We start from the raw sequence: 15,636 nt of genomic DNA on the forward strand, positions 1-15,636 counted from the left end.
TTTGTAACTCCAAAAAAAAATGAAAAAACTACTTCTACTTCTATTCGTTTTCGCAAGCTTCTTTGCCAATGCACAAAAAACAGAAAACATCATCGTTATAACCACAGACGGTTTTAGATGGCAGGAAATTTTTAAAGGAATGGATTCGGCGATTGCCAATGATAAAAAATTCAATCAGGGCGATAGCACTTATATTTATAAAAAATATTCCAGTTCAGATTTCAAAGAATCACGCAAAAAAATCATGCCTTTTTTATGGTCAGAAATAGCAACGAAAGGTCAAATTTATGGCAATCGTGATTTAGGAAATAAAGTCGATGTTTCGAATCCGTATTGGTTTAGTTATCCCGGATATAGCGAAATTATGACCGGAAATGTTGATGTTGCTGTAAATTCTAATAGTTACAAAGCGAATCCAAATGTGAATGTTTTGGAATTTTTAAATCAGCAATCAAAACTAAAAGGAAAAGTTGCTGCTTTTGGTGCCTGGGATGCTTTTGATCGAATTTTAAATGAAGAAAGAAGCGATTTTCCTGTAATTTCTGCCTTTGATAATGTTGGAGGAAATAAACCAACGGATACTCAAAAACTATTAAATGAAATGCGTAATAATTCGTTTAAGCCTTTTCATGGAGATGAATGTCTGGATGTTTTCACACATTATGAAGCTTTAAACGAACTGAAAACCAAGAAACCAAAAGTACTTTATATCGCTTACGGAGAAACGGACGAATGGGCACACGCTGGACATTACAAATCTTATCTTGACGCTGCAAATCAAGTAGACAAATGGATTAAAGAAATCTGGGATTTTGTACAAAATGATCCGCAATACAAAAACAAAACTACTTTACTAATCACGGTAGATCACGGTCGCGGTGACAAAACAAAAGCACAATGGACAGATCACGGATCTGATGTTCCAGGCGCATCACAAATTTGGTTTGCTGCAATGGGACCTGAAATCGCACCTAAAGGCGAAGTAAAAACAGATTCTCAATTGTATCAAAAACAAGTTGCACAAACCATCGCAAAAATCATGGGCTACACTTTTACAACATCACATCCTGTTGCAGAAGAAATTTCAGAAGTATTAAAAAAATAAAGGAAAAGTTTTTTTGCCACAAATTTCACGAATTTTCACTAATTTTTTATGTGCATAACGCACAATATTAATTCGTGAAAATTCGTGAAATTTGTGGCAACCTTTTTTTAGCCTGAACCGCTAAACCTTTGCTACTTTGAACCTTTAAACCTTTGTCACTTTTAAAAAAAATCTCAGTACCTTAGCACCTTAGAAACTCAGTACCTTTAAAAAAAATGAAACAAATTACTTCAATACAAAATCCGTTTATAAAATCGCTTGTTTTATTACAGGAAAAGGCAAAAAACCGCAAACAAACGGGAACATTTTTAATTGAAGGCTTACGCGAAATTTCACTTGCCATAAAAGGCGGTTACGAAGTAGAAACGGTTTTATTTTTACCGGAATTGGTTACTGAAAGTCAAATTAATAAATTGGTTAATTCGCCAGTTCAATTAATCGAAATCAATAAAGAAGTTTATCAAAAACTAGCGTATCGCGATACCACCGAAGGAATTTTGGCTATAGCCAAAACAAAATCGCTACAATTATCTGATTTAAAATTATCTGACAATCCCTTAATTTTAGTGGCCGAAGCACCTGAAAAACCAGGAAATATTGGGGCCCTTTTACGTACTGCAGATGCAGCTAATTTAGACGCTGTTTTGATCGCAAATCCAAAAAGTGATTTATACAACCCAAATATTGTGCGCTCTAGTGTTGGCTGTTTATTCACCAACCAAATTGCAACGGGAACTACGGCCGAAATCATTGCTTTTTTAAAAGAAAAAAAGATTGATTTTTACTGCGCTACTTTACAAAATTCAACATCTTATCACACACAAGATTTTACAACTCCAACCGCTTTAGTTGTTGGTACAGAAGCCACAGGATTAACACAAGACTGGCGTGATGCTGCTACACAAAATATCATTATCCCGATGCAAGGCGAAATCGACAGCATGAATGTCTCGGTTGCAGCGGCTATTTTAATTTTTGAAGCCAAAAGACAAAGAGGATTTAACTAAACCAAACTTTATATTATGAATTACAAATTATCTCTTTTAGTATTATTATTTAGTTTTACCGTTTCGGCACAAATAACCAATCCAGAAGTAGATGAATTGGTGAATCGTACCATAAAAGCATTTGACGTTCCGGGAATTGCTGTTGCCATTGTAAAAGATGGAAAAGTAGTTCTGGCAAAAGGTTATGGTGTAAAATCAGTTTTAACGCAACAAAAAGTAGATGCGAATACCCTTTTTGGAATCGCTTCAAATAGTAAAGCTTTTACAACTGCTGCTCTTGCAATGCTTGTTGATGAAGGCAAAGTTAAATGGGATGATAAAGTGACCAAATATCTTCCGGATTTTAAAATGTCTGATGATTATGTGACTCGTGAATTTACGATTCGTGATTTATTAACGCACAGAAGCGGCCTTGGACTTGGCGCCGGAGATTTAATGATCTGGCCTGACGGAAGTGATTTTAAAGCGCAGGATATCATTCATAATTTAAGATATTTAAAACCTGTTTCCAGTTTTAGGACTAAATACGATTATGACAACTTAATGTACATCATCACAGGCGAAATCGTACATGTTGTAACTGGCCTGACCTGGGCAGATTTCGTCGAACAACGTATCATGAAGCCTCTGGAAATGAACAATAGTGTTGCTTCGATTAAACGTTTAAAAGATACTAGTAACGTAATTACTCCGCACGTCCCGATTGATGGAAAATTAAAAACCATAAAACGTTACGAAAATCAGCTTTTTGATGGTGCAGCCGGAATTTATTCAAGTGTAAATGATTTGAGTAAATGGGCTATTTTGCAAATCAATAACGGAAAATACGGAGATAATAAACAATTGTTTTCTGAGAAAGAACACGACGAAATGTGGCAATTGCAAACTATTATTCCTGCAACAACAAAACCACCGTACAATACTCATTTTTCAGGCTATGGTTTAGGCTGGTTTTTAAGTGATGTAAAAGGATACAAACAAGTTTCGCACACAGGCGGTTTAGAAGGAAATGTAACGCAAACTACTTTGATTCCGGAACTAGGTTTAGGAATTATTGTTTTAACAAACCAACAATCAGGAGCGGCTTTTAGCGCCATTACAAACACGATAAAAGACAGTTATTTAGGCATTAAATCTGATGATTATGTAACAGTTTACAGCAACAGAATGAAAGCATATAAAGAATCTGCTGATAAAGTAAGTGACGAAGTTTGGGCAACTGTTGCCAAAAACAAAAAAGACAAAGTAAAAGTTGATTTTTCTAAAATTACAGGAACTTACAAAGACAATTGGTTTGGAGAAGTTACAATTACCGAGAAAAAAGGGAAAGTATATTTTGCTTCAAAACGTTCTCCGCAACTTGCTGGCGAAGTCTTTTTCTATAAAGATGGAAACTATGTAGTGAAATGGAATAACGCCTTTTTCCACGCCGATGCACATTTACTTTTCAAATACGATGAAAGTGGAAAAGTAATCAACTTAAAAATGCTTCCAATCTCTGAATTAACTGATTTTAGTTATGATTTTCAGGATCTGGATTTTGTAAAAGAGTAGTTTCAAGTTTCAAGTTTCAAGTTTCAAGTTTCAAATCGAACCTACCTTTGTAGACAGTAGTTTATTTGTTTCTTACGAGCGTTTTTTTTTTACGCGATAATACATCAACAGTAAAATTTTTACATTGTCAGACTGAGCGAAGTCGAAGTCCTTTTTAACATAAAAGAATCTCGACTCTGCTCGATTTGACAAATCGAAAACTGCCTTTGTAAATTGCAGTCAAAAACTTGAAACCTGAAACTTGAAACAAAATAATTTCATTCAGAAATCAACACCCGTTTCCCTTGCGTATATTCAAACTTATTCTTATTTTTAGGAATTGAACCATGCCGTTATGATAGAAATAGATATTGAAAAAGAAAATAAAGCAATTGCGCAAGAGTATAAAGAATTACTTCGAATTAGTTACCAGACTTTAAGTCCAACCGACAAAAAACTTATCCGTAAAGCATTTGATGTTGCTGTTGATGCACACAAAGAACAAAGACGTAAATCTGGTGAAGCGTATATCTTTCATCCTATTGCAGTTGCAAAAATTGTTGCCTCAGAAATTGGTTTGGGAGCGACGTCTATTGCTGCGGCCTTATTACACGATGTAGTTGAAGACACCCCAATGACGGTCGAAGATATTGAGCGTTTATTCAACCCAAAAGTAGCACAATTGGTTGAAGGTTTAACCAAGATATCATTAGTTCAAAAAGATTTAAATGCTTCAATGCAAGCAGAGAATTTCAGAAAAATGATTCTGACACTGAACGATGACGTTCGTGTAATTTTGATCAAACTAGCGGATCGTTTGCACAATATGCAAACTATGGATTCGATGGCGGAATACAAACAGACCAAAATCGCCTCAGAAACGCTTTATATTTATGCCCCACTCGCCCATCGTTTAGGACTTTACAATATTAAAACCAAACTGGAAGATTTAGGTCTAAAATATACCGAACCAACAGTTTACAATGATATCGTAAGCAAAATTCGAGAAACAAAAGAAGAACAAGATGCTTATATCAAAGATATTTCAGACGTATTGAAGAAATCTCTTGATAGTGAAGGCGTTGATTATATTATAAAAGGGCGTCCGAAATCTATTTATTCGATTCGTCGAAAAATGCGTGCTCAAAATGTGAGTTTTGATGAAGTTTATGACAAATTCGCACTTCGAATTGTCTACAAATCAGATGCGCATGATGAGAAATTCGTCGCCTGGAAAATCTATTCTATCGTTACAGATCATTACAGACCGAGTCCGAGTCGTTTGCGTGACTGGATTTCATCTCCAAAATCAACCGGTTACGAAGCTCTGCACATTACCGTTATGGGACCAAAAGGCCGCTGGGTCGAAGTTCAGGTTCGAAGTGAGCGTATGGATGAAATTGCCGAAAAAGGTTACGCAGCACATTACAAATACAAAAACGGAGCTACTGAAGAAAGTGGTCTGGACGTTTGGTTGAATTTACTTCGTGAAGCTTTAGAAAATCAGGAAACCAATGCGGTTGATTTTGTCGAAGATTTTAAAATGAATTTATATTCGAAAGAAATCTTTGTCTTTACTCCAAAAGGAGAAATTAAATCGTTGCCAAAAGGTGCTACTTCTCTTGATTTTGCTTTTAGTATTCACTCAGAAATTGGGATTAAAACCAGAGGAACCCGAGTAAATGGACGTTTAGTTCCGTTAAATCACGAATTAAAAAGTGGTGATCAGGTCGAAGTTATAACTTCTGCAAATCAAAAACCAACAGTTAACTGGTTGGAGTATGTAACAACTTCAAGAGCCAAAAATAAAATTAAAAACGTTCTTAACGAGAACACTAAAAAAATTGCCGAGGAAGGAAAAGAATTACTTACACGAAAACTTAAACATCTTAAAATAACCATCAATGAACAAGTTATCAACGAATTGGTAAACTTTTTCAAACTTAAAACAAGTTTAGATTTATTTTACAGAGTTGGTATTGGTGCAATCGAAAATCAGCAATTAAAAGATTACGCAGCCCAAAAAGGTAATACGTTTATCAATTTCTTTAAAAATAAAATTAAACGAAATAAAGATAATACCGCTGCCGATGACATTCATAAACCTGTTATTAGCAGTAATTATGATATGTTGGTTTTTGGAACTGAACATGACAAACTCGATTACAAACTTTCGCAATGTTGTAACCCAATTCCGGGAGACGATGTTTTTGGATTTGTAACTATAAACGAAGGAATCAAAGTACATAAAAAAGATTGTCCTAATGCGATTGGAATGCAGTCGAATTATGCGTACCGAATTATGAGTGCTAAATGGATCGACTCTTCGCAAGAAGAATTCAAAGCCATTATCAACATTACCGGAATGGACGTTTTAGGACTTACAAACCAATTGACAAGGGTAATTTCGAACAATATGAGCGTGAATATTCAAAGTATTTCTTTGAGTACTGATGCCGGAATTTTCCACGGACAGATTGCGGTTATTGTCAAAAACAACACTATTTTGAAGAAAATGATTAATGCCATCAAAAAAATCGACGGTGTTGACAAAGTAACCCGTGAGTACAGGACTTAAGTTCTTTTAAAATAATTCAAACGTAAATATTTTTAATAATGAAAAATGATTCTTTGGAAATACCTCAAATACATTTTGATGAAAACGGCGAACTTTTAATTGTTGCCTCTGAATCTTCTTCAAAAGATGATTTTGATTTTTTTCAAGGGAAATCGGTTATTCGAAACAAAAAATTAAAACAACGATTTGCAAATTGTACTGAATGGATCGAATTTCCTTCGACTCAGGAAATGTACAAGATTTTGAACGGAATTGGAAATATCGATAATTTTCTGGCCACTTTTGATGGAGAACCTTTTGAAGGAATGACCGTTAGATTATTTAATCCTGTAACAAAATTGTGGAGCATTTATTGGGCAGATTCAAATACAGGAACTTTAGACAAACCAGTAATTGGTTCTTTTGAAAACAAAGTCGGGCATTTTTTCTCTAAAGATATTTTTGAAAGCAAAAATGTATTGCAAGTATTTCGTTGGGATGCCAGAAATGAAAATAATCCAGTTTGGAGTCAGGCAATGTCAGACGACAAAGGGAAAACCTGGGAATGGAATTGGTACATGTATATGTCTAAAACTAGCTAAAAAATTGTTAGTTTTATCATAAATAAAAATAATTATGTTAATTAAGTTCATTCGGGTTCTTTAAATTTTGTCACCGCAAAAGCCTTAAATTGGTACATTATTGCTGATCAAATCTAAACAGGAAAGTTAAACTTTAAACCCGAAACTTTTATTCATTAAAAATAAAAAATTATCTTTGCCGGATATGACACTCATTTCAACTGACAACACTAAAAATCAAGAAATTGTAAAAAACGTTTTTACAATGTATCTTGAGCAAAAAGGGCATCGCAAAACTCCTGAGCGTTATGCTATACTTCAGGAAATTTACGATAGCGAAGAGCATTTTGACATAGAAAATTTATATATCAAAATGAAAAACAAAAACTATCGTGTGAGTAGAGCTACGTTATACAACACGATCGAGTTATTGTTAGACTGCGCTTTGGTTAGAAAACATCAATTTGGACAAAATCAGGCTTATTACGAAAAATCGTATTTCGACAAACAGCACGATCATATTATCATGACTGACTCTGGCGAAGTAATTGAATTTTGCGATCCAAGAATTCAGACCATCAAAAAAACAATCGAAGAAATATTTGATATCGAAATTACGAATCATTCACTTTATTTCTACGGAAACAAAAAGCAAAAACAATAATCCGGAAAGGGAATTATTTAGAAAATAAAAAAAAGAAAATTAACTACATTAATCAGTAGGGCAATTGAGATTGCCTCAACGCAAATTAAAACAGAATGACCGTAGATTTATTACTAGGATTACAATGGGGAGATGAAGGTAAAGGGAAAATTGTTGACGTTCTTACCTCTAATTATGATATTATTGCACGTTTTCAAGGAGGACCAAATGCAGGACATACATTAGAATTTGACGGAATTAAACATGTACTTAGAACCATTCCTTCTGGAATTTTTCATAAAAAATCAATAAACATCATTGGTAATGGTGTTGTAATAGATCCGGTAGTTTTTCAAAAAGAAATTGAAGGTTTAGAGAAATTTAACCTTGATATCAAAAGTAAATTGATCATCTCTAGAAAAGCGCATTTAATTTTACCAACGCACCGTTTACTTGATGCAGCATCTGAAGCATCAAAAGGAAAAGCGAAAATTGGTTCTACTCTTAAAGGAATTGGTCCAACTTATATGGACAAAACTGGTAGAAACGGTTTACGTGTTGGAGATATCGAATTAGAAGACTTTAAAGAACGTTACAGAGCATTAGCTGACAAGCATGAAGCAATGATTGCTTTTTATGATGTAGCGATTCAATACAACTTAGCTGAACTTGAAAAAGAGTTTTTTGAAGCTATTGAAGAATTAAAAAAATTAGATTTTATTGACAGTGAAGAATATATTTACCAAGCTCAAAAAGCAGGTAAATCTATTTTATGCGAAGGAGCTCAGGGATCTTTACTAGATGTTGATTTTGGAACTTACCCGTTCGTAACTTCATCAAACACTACTGCTGCCGGAGCTTGTACTGGTTTAGGAATTGCTCCTAACAAAATCAAAGAAGTTTACGGAATTTTTAAAGCTTATGTAACTCGTGTTGGTAGCGGACCATTCCCTACTGAACTTTTTGACGAAGTTGGTGCAACTATGGCAAGAGTTGGAAACGAATTTGGATCTGTTACAGGAAGACAAAGACGTTGTGGATGGTTAGACTTAGTAGCATTAAAATATGCTGTTCAGGTAAACGGTGTTACACAATTAATGATGATGAAAGGCGACGTTCTTTCAGGATTCGAAACTTTAAAAGTTTGTACAGAATACAACTATAAAGGTCAAAACATTTCTCACTTTCCTTATAACATCGAGCCAGAAAATGTAACTCCAGTTTATAAAGAATTTAAAGGATGGCATGCTGATCTAACTGGATTGACCACTTATGATCAATTACCAATCGAGCTAAAAGAATATATTGAGTTTATTGAGAAAGAAGTTGGAGTGCCAATTAAGATTGTATCTGTTGGACCAGACAGAAAGCAAACAATAACAAAATAATAAACACTAAACGCTCTGATAACCAGAGCGTTTTTTTATACAAAATATTTCCAATTATGAAAAATCCTGAAATTAAAGTTACCGAAACCAAGTTACTATCAGACAATTGGTATATACTAAACAAAGTAACTTTTGATTATCAAAAGAAAGATGGTAAAGTAGAATCTCATATTCGCGAAGTTTATGATCGTGGGAATGGTGCCGCTATTTTACTATATAATTCATCTAAAAAAACAGTTATTCTAACAAGACAATTTCGTTTACCAACTTATCTTAACGGAAACAAAACCGGAATGATGATCGAAGTCTGCGCCGGACTTCTTGATCAGGATAATCCAGAAGAAGCTATCATTCGCGAAACCGAAGAAGAAACAGGTTATCGTTTAAGCAAAGTTCAGAAAGTTATAGAAACTTATATGTCTCCGGGATCTGTAACTGAAATTTTGTATCTGTTTGTTGGAGCGTATGACGAAACCATGAAAGTAAATGATGGCGGCGGATTAGATGCTGAGCAGGAAAATATTGAGGTTCTGGAATATACTTTTGATGAAGCGTATACCATGATCGAATCTGGTGAAATTACAGATGCCAAAACTATTATGTTGTTGCAACATGCAAAGATAAAAGGACTTATATAATTCTTTTTCAGTACTTTAGATTACTAATAATGTCCTGATTCTCAAATCAGGACGGAGTAATCACAATTAAAACAGGCTAAAATGAATAAACGTATACTATTATTTTTGCTCCTTATTTTGTTTCTTCAAAATATAATTGCTCAAAACAGAAAAATAATTGATGTACATTTTCATACCCGTTCTGCCGGAGATTATGGAAAAATCCCTCCTCCAAATCCCATAACAGGAAAAGTACCTGAAGCACAAACTAATGAAGCAATATTCAATAGTAATATTGCGCTCCTTAAAAAATATAATGTTGTAAAAGCAATCTGCTCCGGAACACTGAAAAGAAATTCGGATTACATTTCAAAAGATCCGGCAAGATTTCTAAGCTCTTTAGAATATCCAGATCACCAAAACAATGCTTTACCGGACACCATAGCTTTTAAAAAACTATGTGAGGAACATAAAATTGTCGCCTTTGGAGAACTTGCGTTACAATATGAAGGAGAAACTTTAAATGATAAAAAATATCAGCCCTATTTAGCAATTTGTGAAAGATTCGGAATTCCAGTAGCAATTCATACCGGAATCGCAGCACCAAATACACCTTACACCTGTTGTCCTAACTTTAGAATTGAAGCAGGAAGACCACTGCTTCTCGAACCCATTTTAATAAAATATCCAAAATTAAAAATTCAATTAATGCACATGGGATTTCCATTCTTAGACGAAACAAAAGCATTGATGTACGTATATCCACAGGTTTACGCAGACGTATCCGCTATTGATTGGTTAGTACCAAAAGAAGAATTTTACAATTATCTAAAATCACTAGTAACCGCAGGGTTCGACAATAGAATTATGTATGGTTCAGATCAAATGATTTGGGAAGATGTAATTCCTTTAACGATCAAAACTATTGAAGAAGCCCCATTTTTAAGTGATTCCCAAAAAGATAAAATTTTCTATAAAAACGCCGCAAAATTTTTCAATATCGAATAATGGAAATTAACTATTATTTTGAAATGAAAATCCAATAACCAAATAAGAAAATTGTGTAATTACTTCTGTAATAAAACAAATAACTTTACTACTATAAAATCTTATTATGAGAAAGCTATATTACACATTGACGTATTTTATTTTGGCTATTTTGGTTTTGTATTCTTGTAAAAAACAAGAAAATAGTAAACCTGAGAAAGCAAAAAAAACAATTGAATACAAAAAACCGAAATCTATTGGCTTTCATCTGGAAAACACCAAACAATGGCTTAAAATCAATAAAGATGATTCGGCTAAACTTAGTATAGCTTATGCTATAAACAGAACCGATAAAGCAAATTTTGCTAAAATAGATTCAGTACTTATTCCTGCTGATTTTAGCGGAGATTTGGTTTATTACCTTCCATTTCCGTTGCATGTCGCAGCTTTAGCAGAAGTTTCAAAAGTTTTAATTTTCTCCTACCCCGCTCAGGTTTTTGCAGCTTACGAAAATGGTCAATTGGTTTACACAGGACCAACCAATATGGGAAGAAAAAAAGATCCTACTCCAACCGGATTATTTTTTACCAATTGGAAAGCCGAACAAACAACCAGTACTTTTAATGACGAATGGGATTTAAAATGGAATTTTAATATTGAAAATAAACTCGGCGTTGGCTTTCACCAATACGAATTACCAGGCTATCCCGCCTCACATTCCTGCTTGCGACTACAAGAAAAAGATGCAAAATATCTTTATAAATGGGCCGATGAATGGATTTTGAAAGACAGTGAAAATGTAAAAGTAAAAGGAACTCCGGTAATTGTTTTTGGAAGTTACAATTTTGATAGTCCAAAACCCTGGCTCGCATTAGTTGAAGATCCAAAGGCTTTAGATATATCTGAAGCTGAAATTGAAAATCAAGTAAAACCTTTTTTACAGAAGATTTTAGACAATCAAAAAGTCAGAGAAGCGAAGCAAACGACCACTCCCTAAGAATATATATATATATATATATATATAAAATCAGCTAAAGCATATTTAAACATGTTTTAGCTGATTTTTTATTGAAGATAATTTGGCTAAAGCCAATATTAATACCTTTTTAAACCTCCAGCTAAAGCTGAAGGCTATTCAATAATTTAGATTTAAATATTACACACCATAAGTTAGACGCACTGCTGTGCGTCTCTAGGTTAAAAACCTCAAAACCTTCACAATAAACACAAACAATTACATGTCAGAAAATAAACCTTAGCACCTCAGAACCTCCGCAACTTTGAACCTTAAAAAAATAACTAAGCGAACGTTCATTTATTTTTAATATCTTTGTACCATAATTAATTTAAATTATGAGAACGAGAGATACAAACAAGGAAGAAATTGTAAAACAAAAAGCAATCGAAATGCTTGTTTCACAAGGTGTAGAAGGTTTTGGAATGAACAGATTAGCCAGAGAATGCGGTGTTTCTGTAGCGACATTATATATCTACTATTCAGACAAAGAAGATCTTATTCGTAAAATTGGAATCGAAATTGGCAAAAATTTCTTTGAAGAAATGCTTGTTGGATTTTCTTCAGGGATGTCTTTTGTAGAAGGTTTGCAAAAACAATGGGAAAACCGTTCCAGGTTTGCAATCAATTTTTCTTTGCAAACCACCTGTTTAGAACTCTTAAAACATTCTAGTTACGGTGATGCCATTTTATCTGAAATCACTTCTGATTTTAAAGATCAAATGACAAAATTCATTACCAAAGCCATCGAAAAAAAAGAACTCCTTCCTGTTACTTTCGAAGTCTTTTGGAGCATTGCTTATGGATCACTTTACTCTCTTATAGAACTACACAGAGAAGGAAAATCAATGTCCGGAAAACCTTTTGTCTTTACTGATGAAATTAGAGATGAAGCATTTAATTTGGTTATAAAAGCTTTAACGCCTTAACAAATCTCTGAGTTCAATACTAATTGTAATATCATTTTAAATATAAAACAACTTCAATTAAATAAAAATCAAATGAATACATCACTTATAAAAAACAAAAAGATCGCCATCATTGGCGGTGGTCCTGTTGGATTGACAACAGCTAGAATTTTACAAATTAATGGTGCCGATGTAACAGTTTACGAAAGAGACCTAAATAAAGAAGCCAGAACTTCGGGCGGAACATTAGATATTCACTCAGATTCCGGACAAAAAGCAATTGAAAAGGCTGATTTGATGGACGAATTCTATAAATATGCACGACCAACTGGCGAAAAAATGGCAGATATGCATGGAAACATAACGTCCAGCGAAATACCTACTGAAGAAAATACTTATTCACGCCCCGAAATTGATCGAAATGATTTAAGAAAAATTATGCTGGAAAACCTTCATGAAAATACAGTTGTTTGGGACAGTCATCTAGCAGAAATCGAAAAAATTGGAGAACATTATCATTTAGAATTTAAAAATGGTTTTGAAACAATTGTTGATTTTGTTATCGTTGCAAATGGTGGAAGATCTAATGCGAGAAAATTTGTTACTGATAAAGAACCTCAACTTTCAGGGACTTATATTATTCAGGGGGAAATTGAAAATCCAGAGCATGATTATCCTGAATTTAAACCTAAATATGGCAACGGAAATGTAATGGCAATGGGAGAAAAAAAGATGTTTTACACTCATACGTTGCGCGATGGTTCTATACATTTTGGCGTTTCGTTTAAAGCAAATGAAGTTTGGGTTTTGAATAATGATCTCGATTTTGAAGATAATAATGCTATACGAGCATTTCTAAACAAAAAATTTGAAAATTGGAGTGATGACTATAAAGCGTTTTTTAATGCTTCTACAGATTTTTCAGGATTACCATTACGTTTATTTTCTCTGGAAGAGCCCTGGAAAAAACATACAAACATCACACTTGTGGGCGACGCAGCACATTTAATGCCTCCATTTGCAGGTGAAGGTGTCAACATGGGATTGATGGATGCTTATCAATTAACGGAGAATCTGACTAACGGAGAATTTACGAGTCTTCAGGATGCAATTGATGATTACGAAAATAAAATGTTTGGTTATGCTTTAGAAGCGCAACGTACAACTTATCAAATGGAAGAATTATTACACTCAGATGTTACAACTGAAAAAATCCTGAATAGTCGCGGTGGGGTTTAATTATAAAGAATTAATTTTATAATTTAGTTAAAAGTAAATTTTTTGAAATGACCTCAACATCTAAAAATAGTAGAACTTGTAAAAAAGGGCATTCTTATTTTAAAACAAGTGAGTGCCCAACTTGCCCAATATGCGAGAAGGAAAGAAAACCTCAGTCAGGGATTTTAGCTTCGTTATCTGCTCCTGCAAGACGCGCTTTAGAAAATAAAGGAATTCAATCTGTAACAGATTTATCAAAATATTCTAAAAAAGAAATTTTATCATTACACGGAATTGGTCCCAGTTCGATTCCTAAATTATTAGAAGAATTAGAAAAAAAGAAAATAAATTTCAGAGAAGATTAAATAAAAAAGGCATAAGAAACTAAATCCTATGCCTTTTGTTTTATGTAGAAAACTAAAAATTATCTTGAATAATTTGGAGCTTCTTTTGTAATTGTAACATTGTGTGGATGACTTTCAGTAATTCCGCTTGACGTAATTCTAACAAAACGTCCTGTTTCTTGTAAAGTCGGAATATCTTTTGATCCACAGTATCCCATTCCTGCACGAAGACCTCCAATGAATTGAAGCATACTTTCGTTTAATTCTCCTTTGTAAGGAACACGACCAACAATTCCTTCCGGAACTAATTTTTTAACATCGTCTTCAACATCCTGGAAATAACGATCTTTTGAACCTGTTTGCATAGCTTCAACAGAACCCATTCCGCGGTATGATTTGAATTTTCTTCCTTCAAAAATGATAGTTTCTCCTGGAGATTCTTTTGTTCCTGCTAATAATGAACCTAGCATTACACAATCTGCTCCTGCTGCGATTGCTTTAGGAATATCTCCAGTGTAACGAATTCCACCATCTGCAATAACCGGAACTCCTGTTCCTTTGATAGCTGCTGCTACTTCAAGAACTGCTGAGAATTGTGGAAAACCAACACCTGCAACGATACGAGTTGTACAAATAGAACCTGGCCCTATCCCTACTTTTACTCCATCTGCTCCATTTTCTACTAAATATTTAGCAGCTTCCGGAGTTGCAATGTTTCCAACAATTACGTCTATTTGCGGGAATTTTAATTTTACTTCTTTTAAGGTATTTACAACACCTTCTGTATGTCCATGAGCGGTATCGATGATAATTGCATCTACTCCTGCAGCAACTAATGCTTCTGCTCTTTGAACTGCGTCACCGGTAACTCCAATGGCTGCAGCTACTCTTAAACGACCAAAAACATCTTTGTTGGCGATTGGTTTTTGAGTCAGTTTTGTAATATCTCTGAAAGTAATTAAACCAACTAATTCATAATTGGCATTTACTACTGGTAATTTTTCGATTTTGTGGCCTTGTAAAACTACTTCGGCTTGTTCTAATGAAGTTCCTTCGGCAACAGTTACTAAGTTTGTACTTGTCATTACCTCAGCGATTGGTCTTGCTCCGTTTTTTTCGAAACGTAAGTCACGGTTTGTAACGATTCCTTTTAGGATTTTGTTTTCGTCAACGATTGGGATTCCGCCAATTCCGAATTCTTTCATTGCATTTTTTGCGTCTGCAATAGTTGAGTTCATTGGTAATGTTACCGGATCGATAATCATTCCAGACTCAGCACGTTTTACTCTTCGTACCTTCGCAGCTTGTTGCTCGATGGTCATGTTTTTATGTAAAACACCAATTCCGCCTTCTTGCGCCATAGCGATTGCCATTGCACTTTCGGTAACGGTATCCATAGCAGCTGATACTATTGGAACGTTTAGCGTTATATTTCGTGAAAATTTTGATTTGATACTCACTTCGCGGGGAAGCACATTCGAGTAGTTAGGTACTAATAATACATCGTCGTAAGTTAAACCTTCGCCGATAATCTTGGAGTTGTGTGCTATCATGGTGCAATTTCTAGTTGAATTGCGTGCAAATATAGTGAATAAATTGGAAACTTGGATACTAACTTATTCATAAATTTGTATTTAAAAGAAAGATCTTATAAAAGTAAATTCCAACTTTTAAGCCCCAAATTCCAATGTAGATTGGAATCTCTGGAGGTTTCTAACTGAATTTAAAGTCTA

14 protein-coding genes are annotated in these 15,636 nt (G+C 34.2%); 13 read left to right on the forward strand and 1 reads right to left on the reverse strand.

What is annotated here, in order from left to right:
• Window positions 1–19: 19 nt before the first annotated feature.
• The 13 genes from LPB88_RS18180 (at window position 20) to LPB88_RS18240 (ending at window position 13,924) form a co-directional block, all read left to right on the forward strand.
• Complete coding sequence (locus tag LPB88_RS18180; protein WP_230717065.1) at window positions 20–1,105, forward strand: phosphoglyceromutase; 1,086 nt, start codon at window positions 20–22, stop codon at window positions 1,103–1,105.
• Between the two features lie 215 nt (window positions 1,106–1,320).
• The gene (locus LPB88_RS18185; RefSeq protein ID WP_230717066.1) at window positions 1,321–2,112 is read left to right on the forward strand and encodes an RNA methyltransferase; all 792 of its coding nucleotides are present in this window, start codon (window positions 1,321–1,323) and stop codon (window positions 2,110–2,112) included.
• A gap of 15 nt (window positions 2,113–2,127) precedes the next feature.
• Complete coding sequence (locus tag LPB88_RS18190; RefSeq protein WP_230717067.1) at window positions 2,128–3,666, forward strand: serine hydrolase; 1,539 nt, start codon at window positions 2,128–2,130, stop codon at window positions 3,664–3,666.
• A 334-nt stretch (window positions 3,667–4,000) separates the two neighbouring features.
• Window positions 4,001–6,223 (forward strand): bifunctional (p)ppGpp synthetase/guanosine-3',5'-bis(diphosphate) 3'-pyrophosphohydrolase, encoded by a 2,223-nt coding sequence (locus tag LPB88_RS18195; protein WP_230717068.1) that lies wholly within the window; start codon window positions 4,001–4,003, stop codon window positions 6,221–6,223.
• 38 nt (window positions 6,224–6,261) lie between these two features.
• Window positions 6,262–6,804 carry a hypothetical protein gene (locus LPB88_RS18200; protein ID WP_230717069.1) on the forward strand — a complete coding sequence of 181 codons (543 nt, stop codon included), beginning with the start codon at window positions 6,262–6,264 and terminating at the stop codon, window positions 6,802–6,804.
• 184 nt (window positions 6,805–6,988) lie between these two features.
• Entirely contained in the window at window positions 6,989–7,447 is a 459-nt protein-coding gene (locus LPB88_RS18205; RefSeq protein ID WP_026981862.1) for a Fur family transcriptional regulator, read from the forward strand.
• Window positions 7,448–7,542: 95 nt separating this feature from the next.
• Window positions 7,543–8,814: an adenylosuccinate synthase gene (locus LPB88_RS18210; RefSeq protein ID WP_230717070.1), complete on the forward strand. Its 1,272-nt coding sequence runs from the start codon at window positions 7,543–7,545 to the stop codon at window positions 8,812–8,814.
• 56 nt (window positions 8,815–8,870) lie between these two features.
• A complete protein-coding gene (locus LPB88_RS18215; RefSeq protein WP_230717071.1) occupies window positions 8,871–9,452 on the forward strand; it encodes an NUDIX domain-containing protein in 582 nt (193 codons plus the stop codon).
• Window positions 9,453–9,533: 81 nt separating this feature from the next.
• Window positions 9,534–10,439, forward strand: a complete 906-nt coding sequence (locus LPB88_RS18220; RefSeq protein WP_230717072.1) for an amidohydrolase family protein — start codon at window positions 9,534–9,536, stop codon at window positions 10,437–10,439.
• A gap of 106 nt (window positions 10,440–10,545) precedes the next feature.
• Window positions 10,546–11,415, forward strand: a complete 870-nt coding sequence (locus tag LPB88_RS18225; RefSeq protein ID WP_230717073.1) for a L,D-transpeptidase — start codon at window positions 10,546–10,548, stop codon at window positions 11,413–11,415.
• 356 nt (window positions 11,416–11,771) lie between these two features.
• Complete coding sequence (locus LPB88_RS18230) at window positions 11,772–12,362, forward strand: TetR/AcrR family transcriptional regulator (RefSeq protein WP_230717074.1); 591 nt, start codon at window positions 11,772–11,774, stop codon at window positions 12,360–12,362.
• A gap of 72 nt (window positions 12,363–12,434) precedes the next feature.
• Window positions 12,435–13,580, forward strand: a complete 1,146-nt coding sequence (locus tag LPB88_RS18235; protein ID WP_230717075.1) for an NAD(P)/FAD-dependent oxidoreductase — start codon at window positions 12,435–12,437, stop codon at window positions 13,578–13,580.
• A 47-nt stretch (window positions 13,581–13,627) separates the two neighbouring features.
• Window positions 13,628–13,924 (forward strand): DNA-directed RNA polymerase subunit alpha C-terminal domain-containing protein, encoded by a 297-nt coding sequence (locus LPB88_RS18240; RefSeq protein WP_230717076.1) that lies wholly within the window; start codon window positions 13,628–13,630, stop codon window positions 13,922–13,924.
• 59 nt (window positions 13,925–13,983) lie between these two features.
• Here LPB88_RS18240 and guaB read toward each other — a convergent pair whose 3' ends face one another.
• Complete coding sequence (gene guaB / locus LPB88_RS18245) at window positions 13,984–15,456, reverse strand: IMP dehydrogenase (RefSeq protein ID WP_230717077.1); 1,473 nt, start codon at window positions 15,454–15,456, stop codon at window positions 13,984–13,986.
• Between the last annotated feature and the right edge of the window lie 180 nt (window positions 15,457–15,636).

The sequence above is a fragment of the Flavobacterium sp. JAS genome, assembly GCF_020991455.1.
In the GTDB taxonomy this organism is placed as follows: domain Bacteria; phylum Bacteroidota; class Bacteroidia; order Flavobacteriales; family Flavobacteriaceae; genus Flavobacterium.

Coding starts and splice junctions, on each gene's coding strand:
- LPB88_RS18180 (WP_230717065.1), top strand. CDS start 20: ATGAAAAAACTACTTCTACTTCTATTCGTTTTCGCAAGCTTCTTTGCC.
- LPB88_RS18185 (WP_230717066.1), top strand. CDS start 1,321: ATGAAACAAATTACTTCAATACAAAATCCGTTTATAAAATCGCTTGTT.
- LPB88_RS18190 (WP_230717067.1), top strand. CDS start 2,128: ATGAATTACAAATTATCTCTTTTAGTATTATTATTTAGTTTTACCGTT.
- LPB88_RS18195 (WP_230717068.1), top strand. CDS start 4,001: ATGATAGAAATAGATATTGAAAAAGAAAATAAAGCAATTGCGCAAGAG.
- LPB88_RS18200 (WP_230717069.1), top strand. CDS start 6,262: ATGAAAAATGATTCTTTGGAAATACCTCAAATACATTTTGATGAAAAC.
- LPB88_RS18205 (WP_026981862.1), top strand. CDS start 6,989: ATGACACTCATTTCAACTGACAACACTAAAAATCAAGAAATTGTAAAA.
- LPB88_RS18210 (WP_230717070.1), top strand. CDS start 7,543: ATGACCGTAGATTTATTACTAGGATTACAATGGGGAGATGAAGGTAAA.
- LPB88_RS18215 (WP_230717071.1), top strand. CDS start 8,871: ATGAAAAATCCTGAAATTAAAGTTACCGAAACCAAGTTACTATCAGAC.
- LPB88_RS18220 (WP_230717072.1), top strand. CDS start 9,534: ATGAATAAACGTATACTATTATTTTTGCTCCTTATTTTGTTTCTTCAA.
- LPB88_RS18225 (WP_230717073.1), top strand. CDS start 10,546: ATGAGAAAGCTATATTACACATTGACGTATTTTATTTTGGCTATTTTG.
- LPB88_RS18230 (WP_230717074.1), top strand. CDS start 11,772: ATGAGAACGAGAGATACAAACAAGGAAGAAATTGTAAAACAAAAAGCA.
- LPB88_RS18235 (WP_230717075.1), top strand. CDS start 12,435: ATGAATACATCACTTATAAAAAACAAAAAGATCGCCATCATTGGCGGT.
- LPB88_RS18240 (WP_230717076.1), top strand. CDS start 13,628: ATGACCTCAACATCTAAAAATAGTAGAACTTGTAAAAAAGGGCATTCT.
- guaB (WP_230717077.1), bottom strand. CDS start 15,456: ATGATAGCACACAACTCCAAGATTATCGGCGAAGGTTTAACTTACGAC.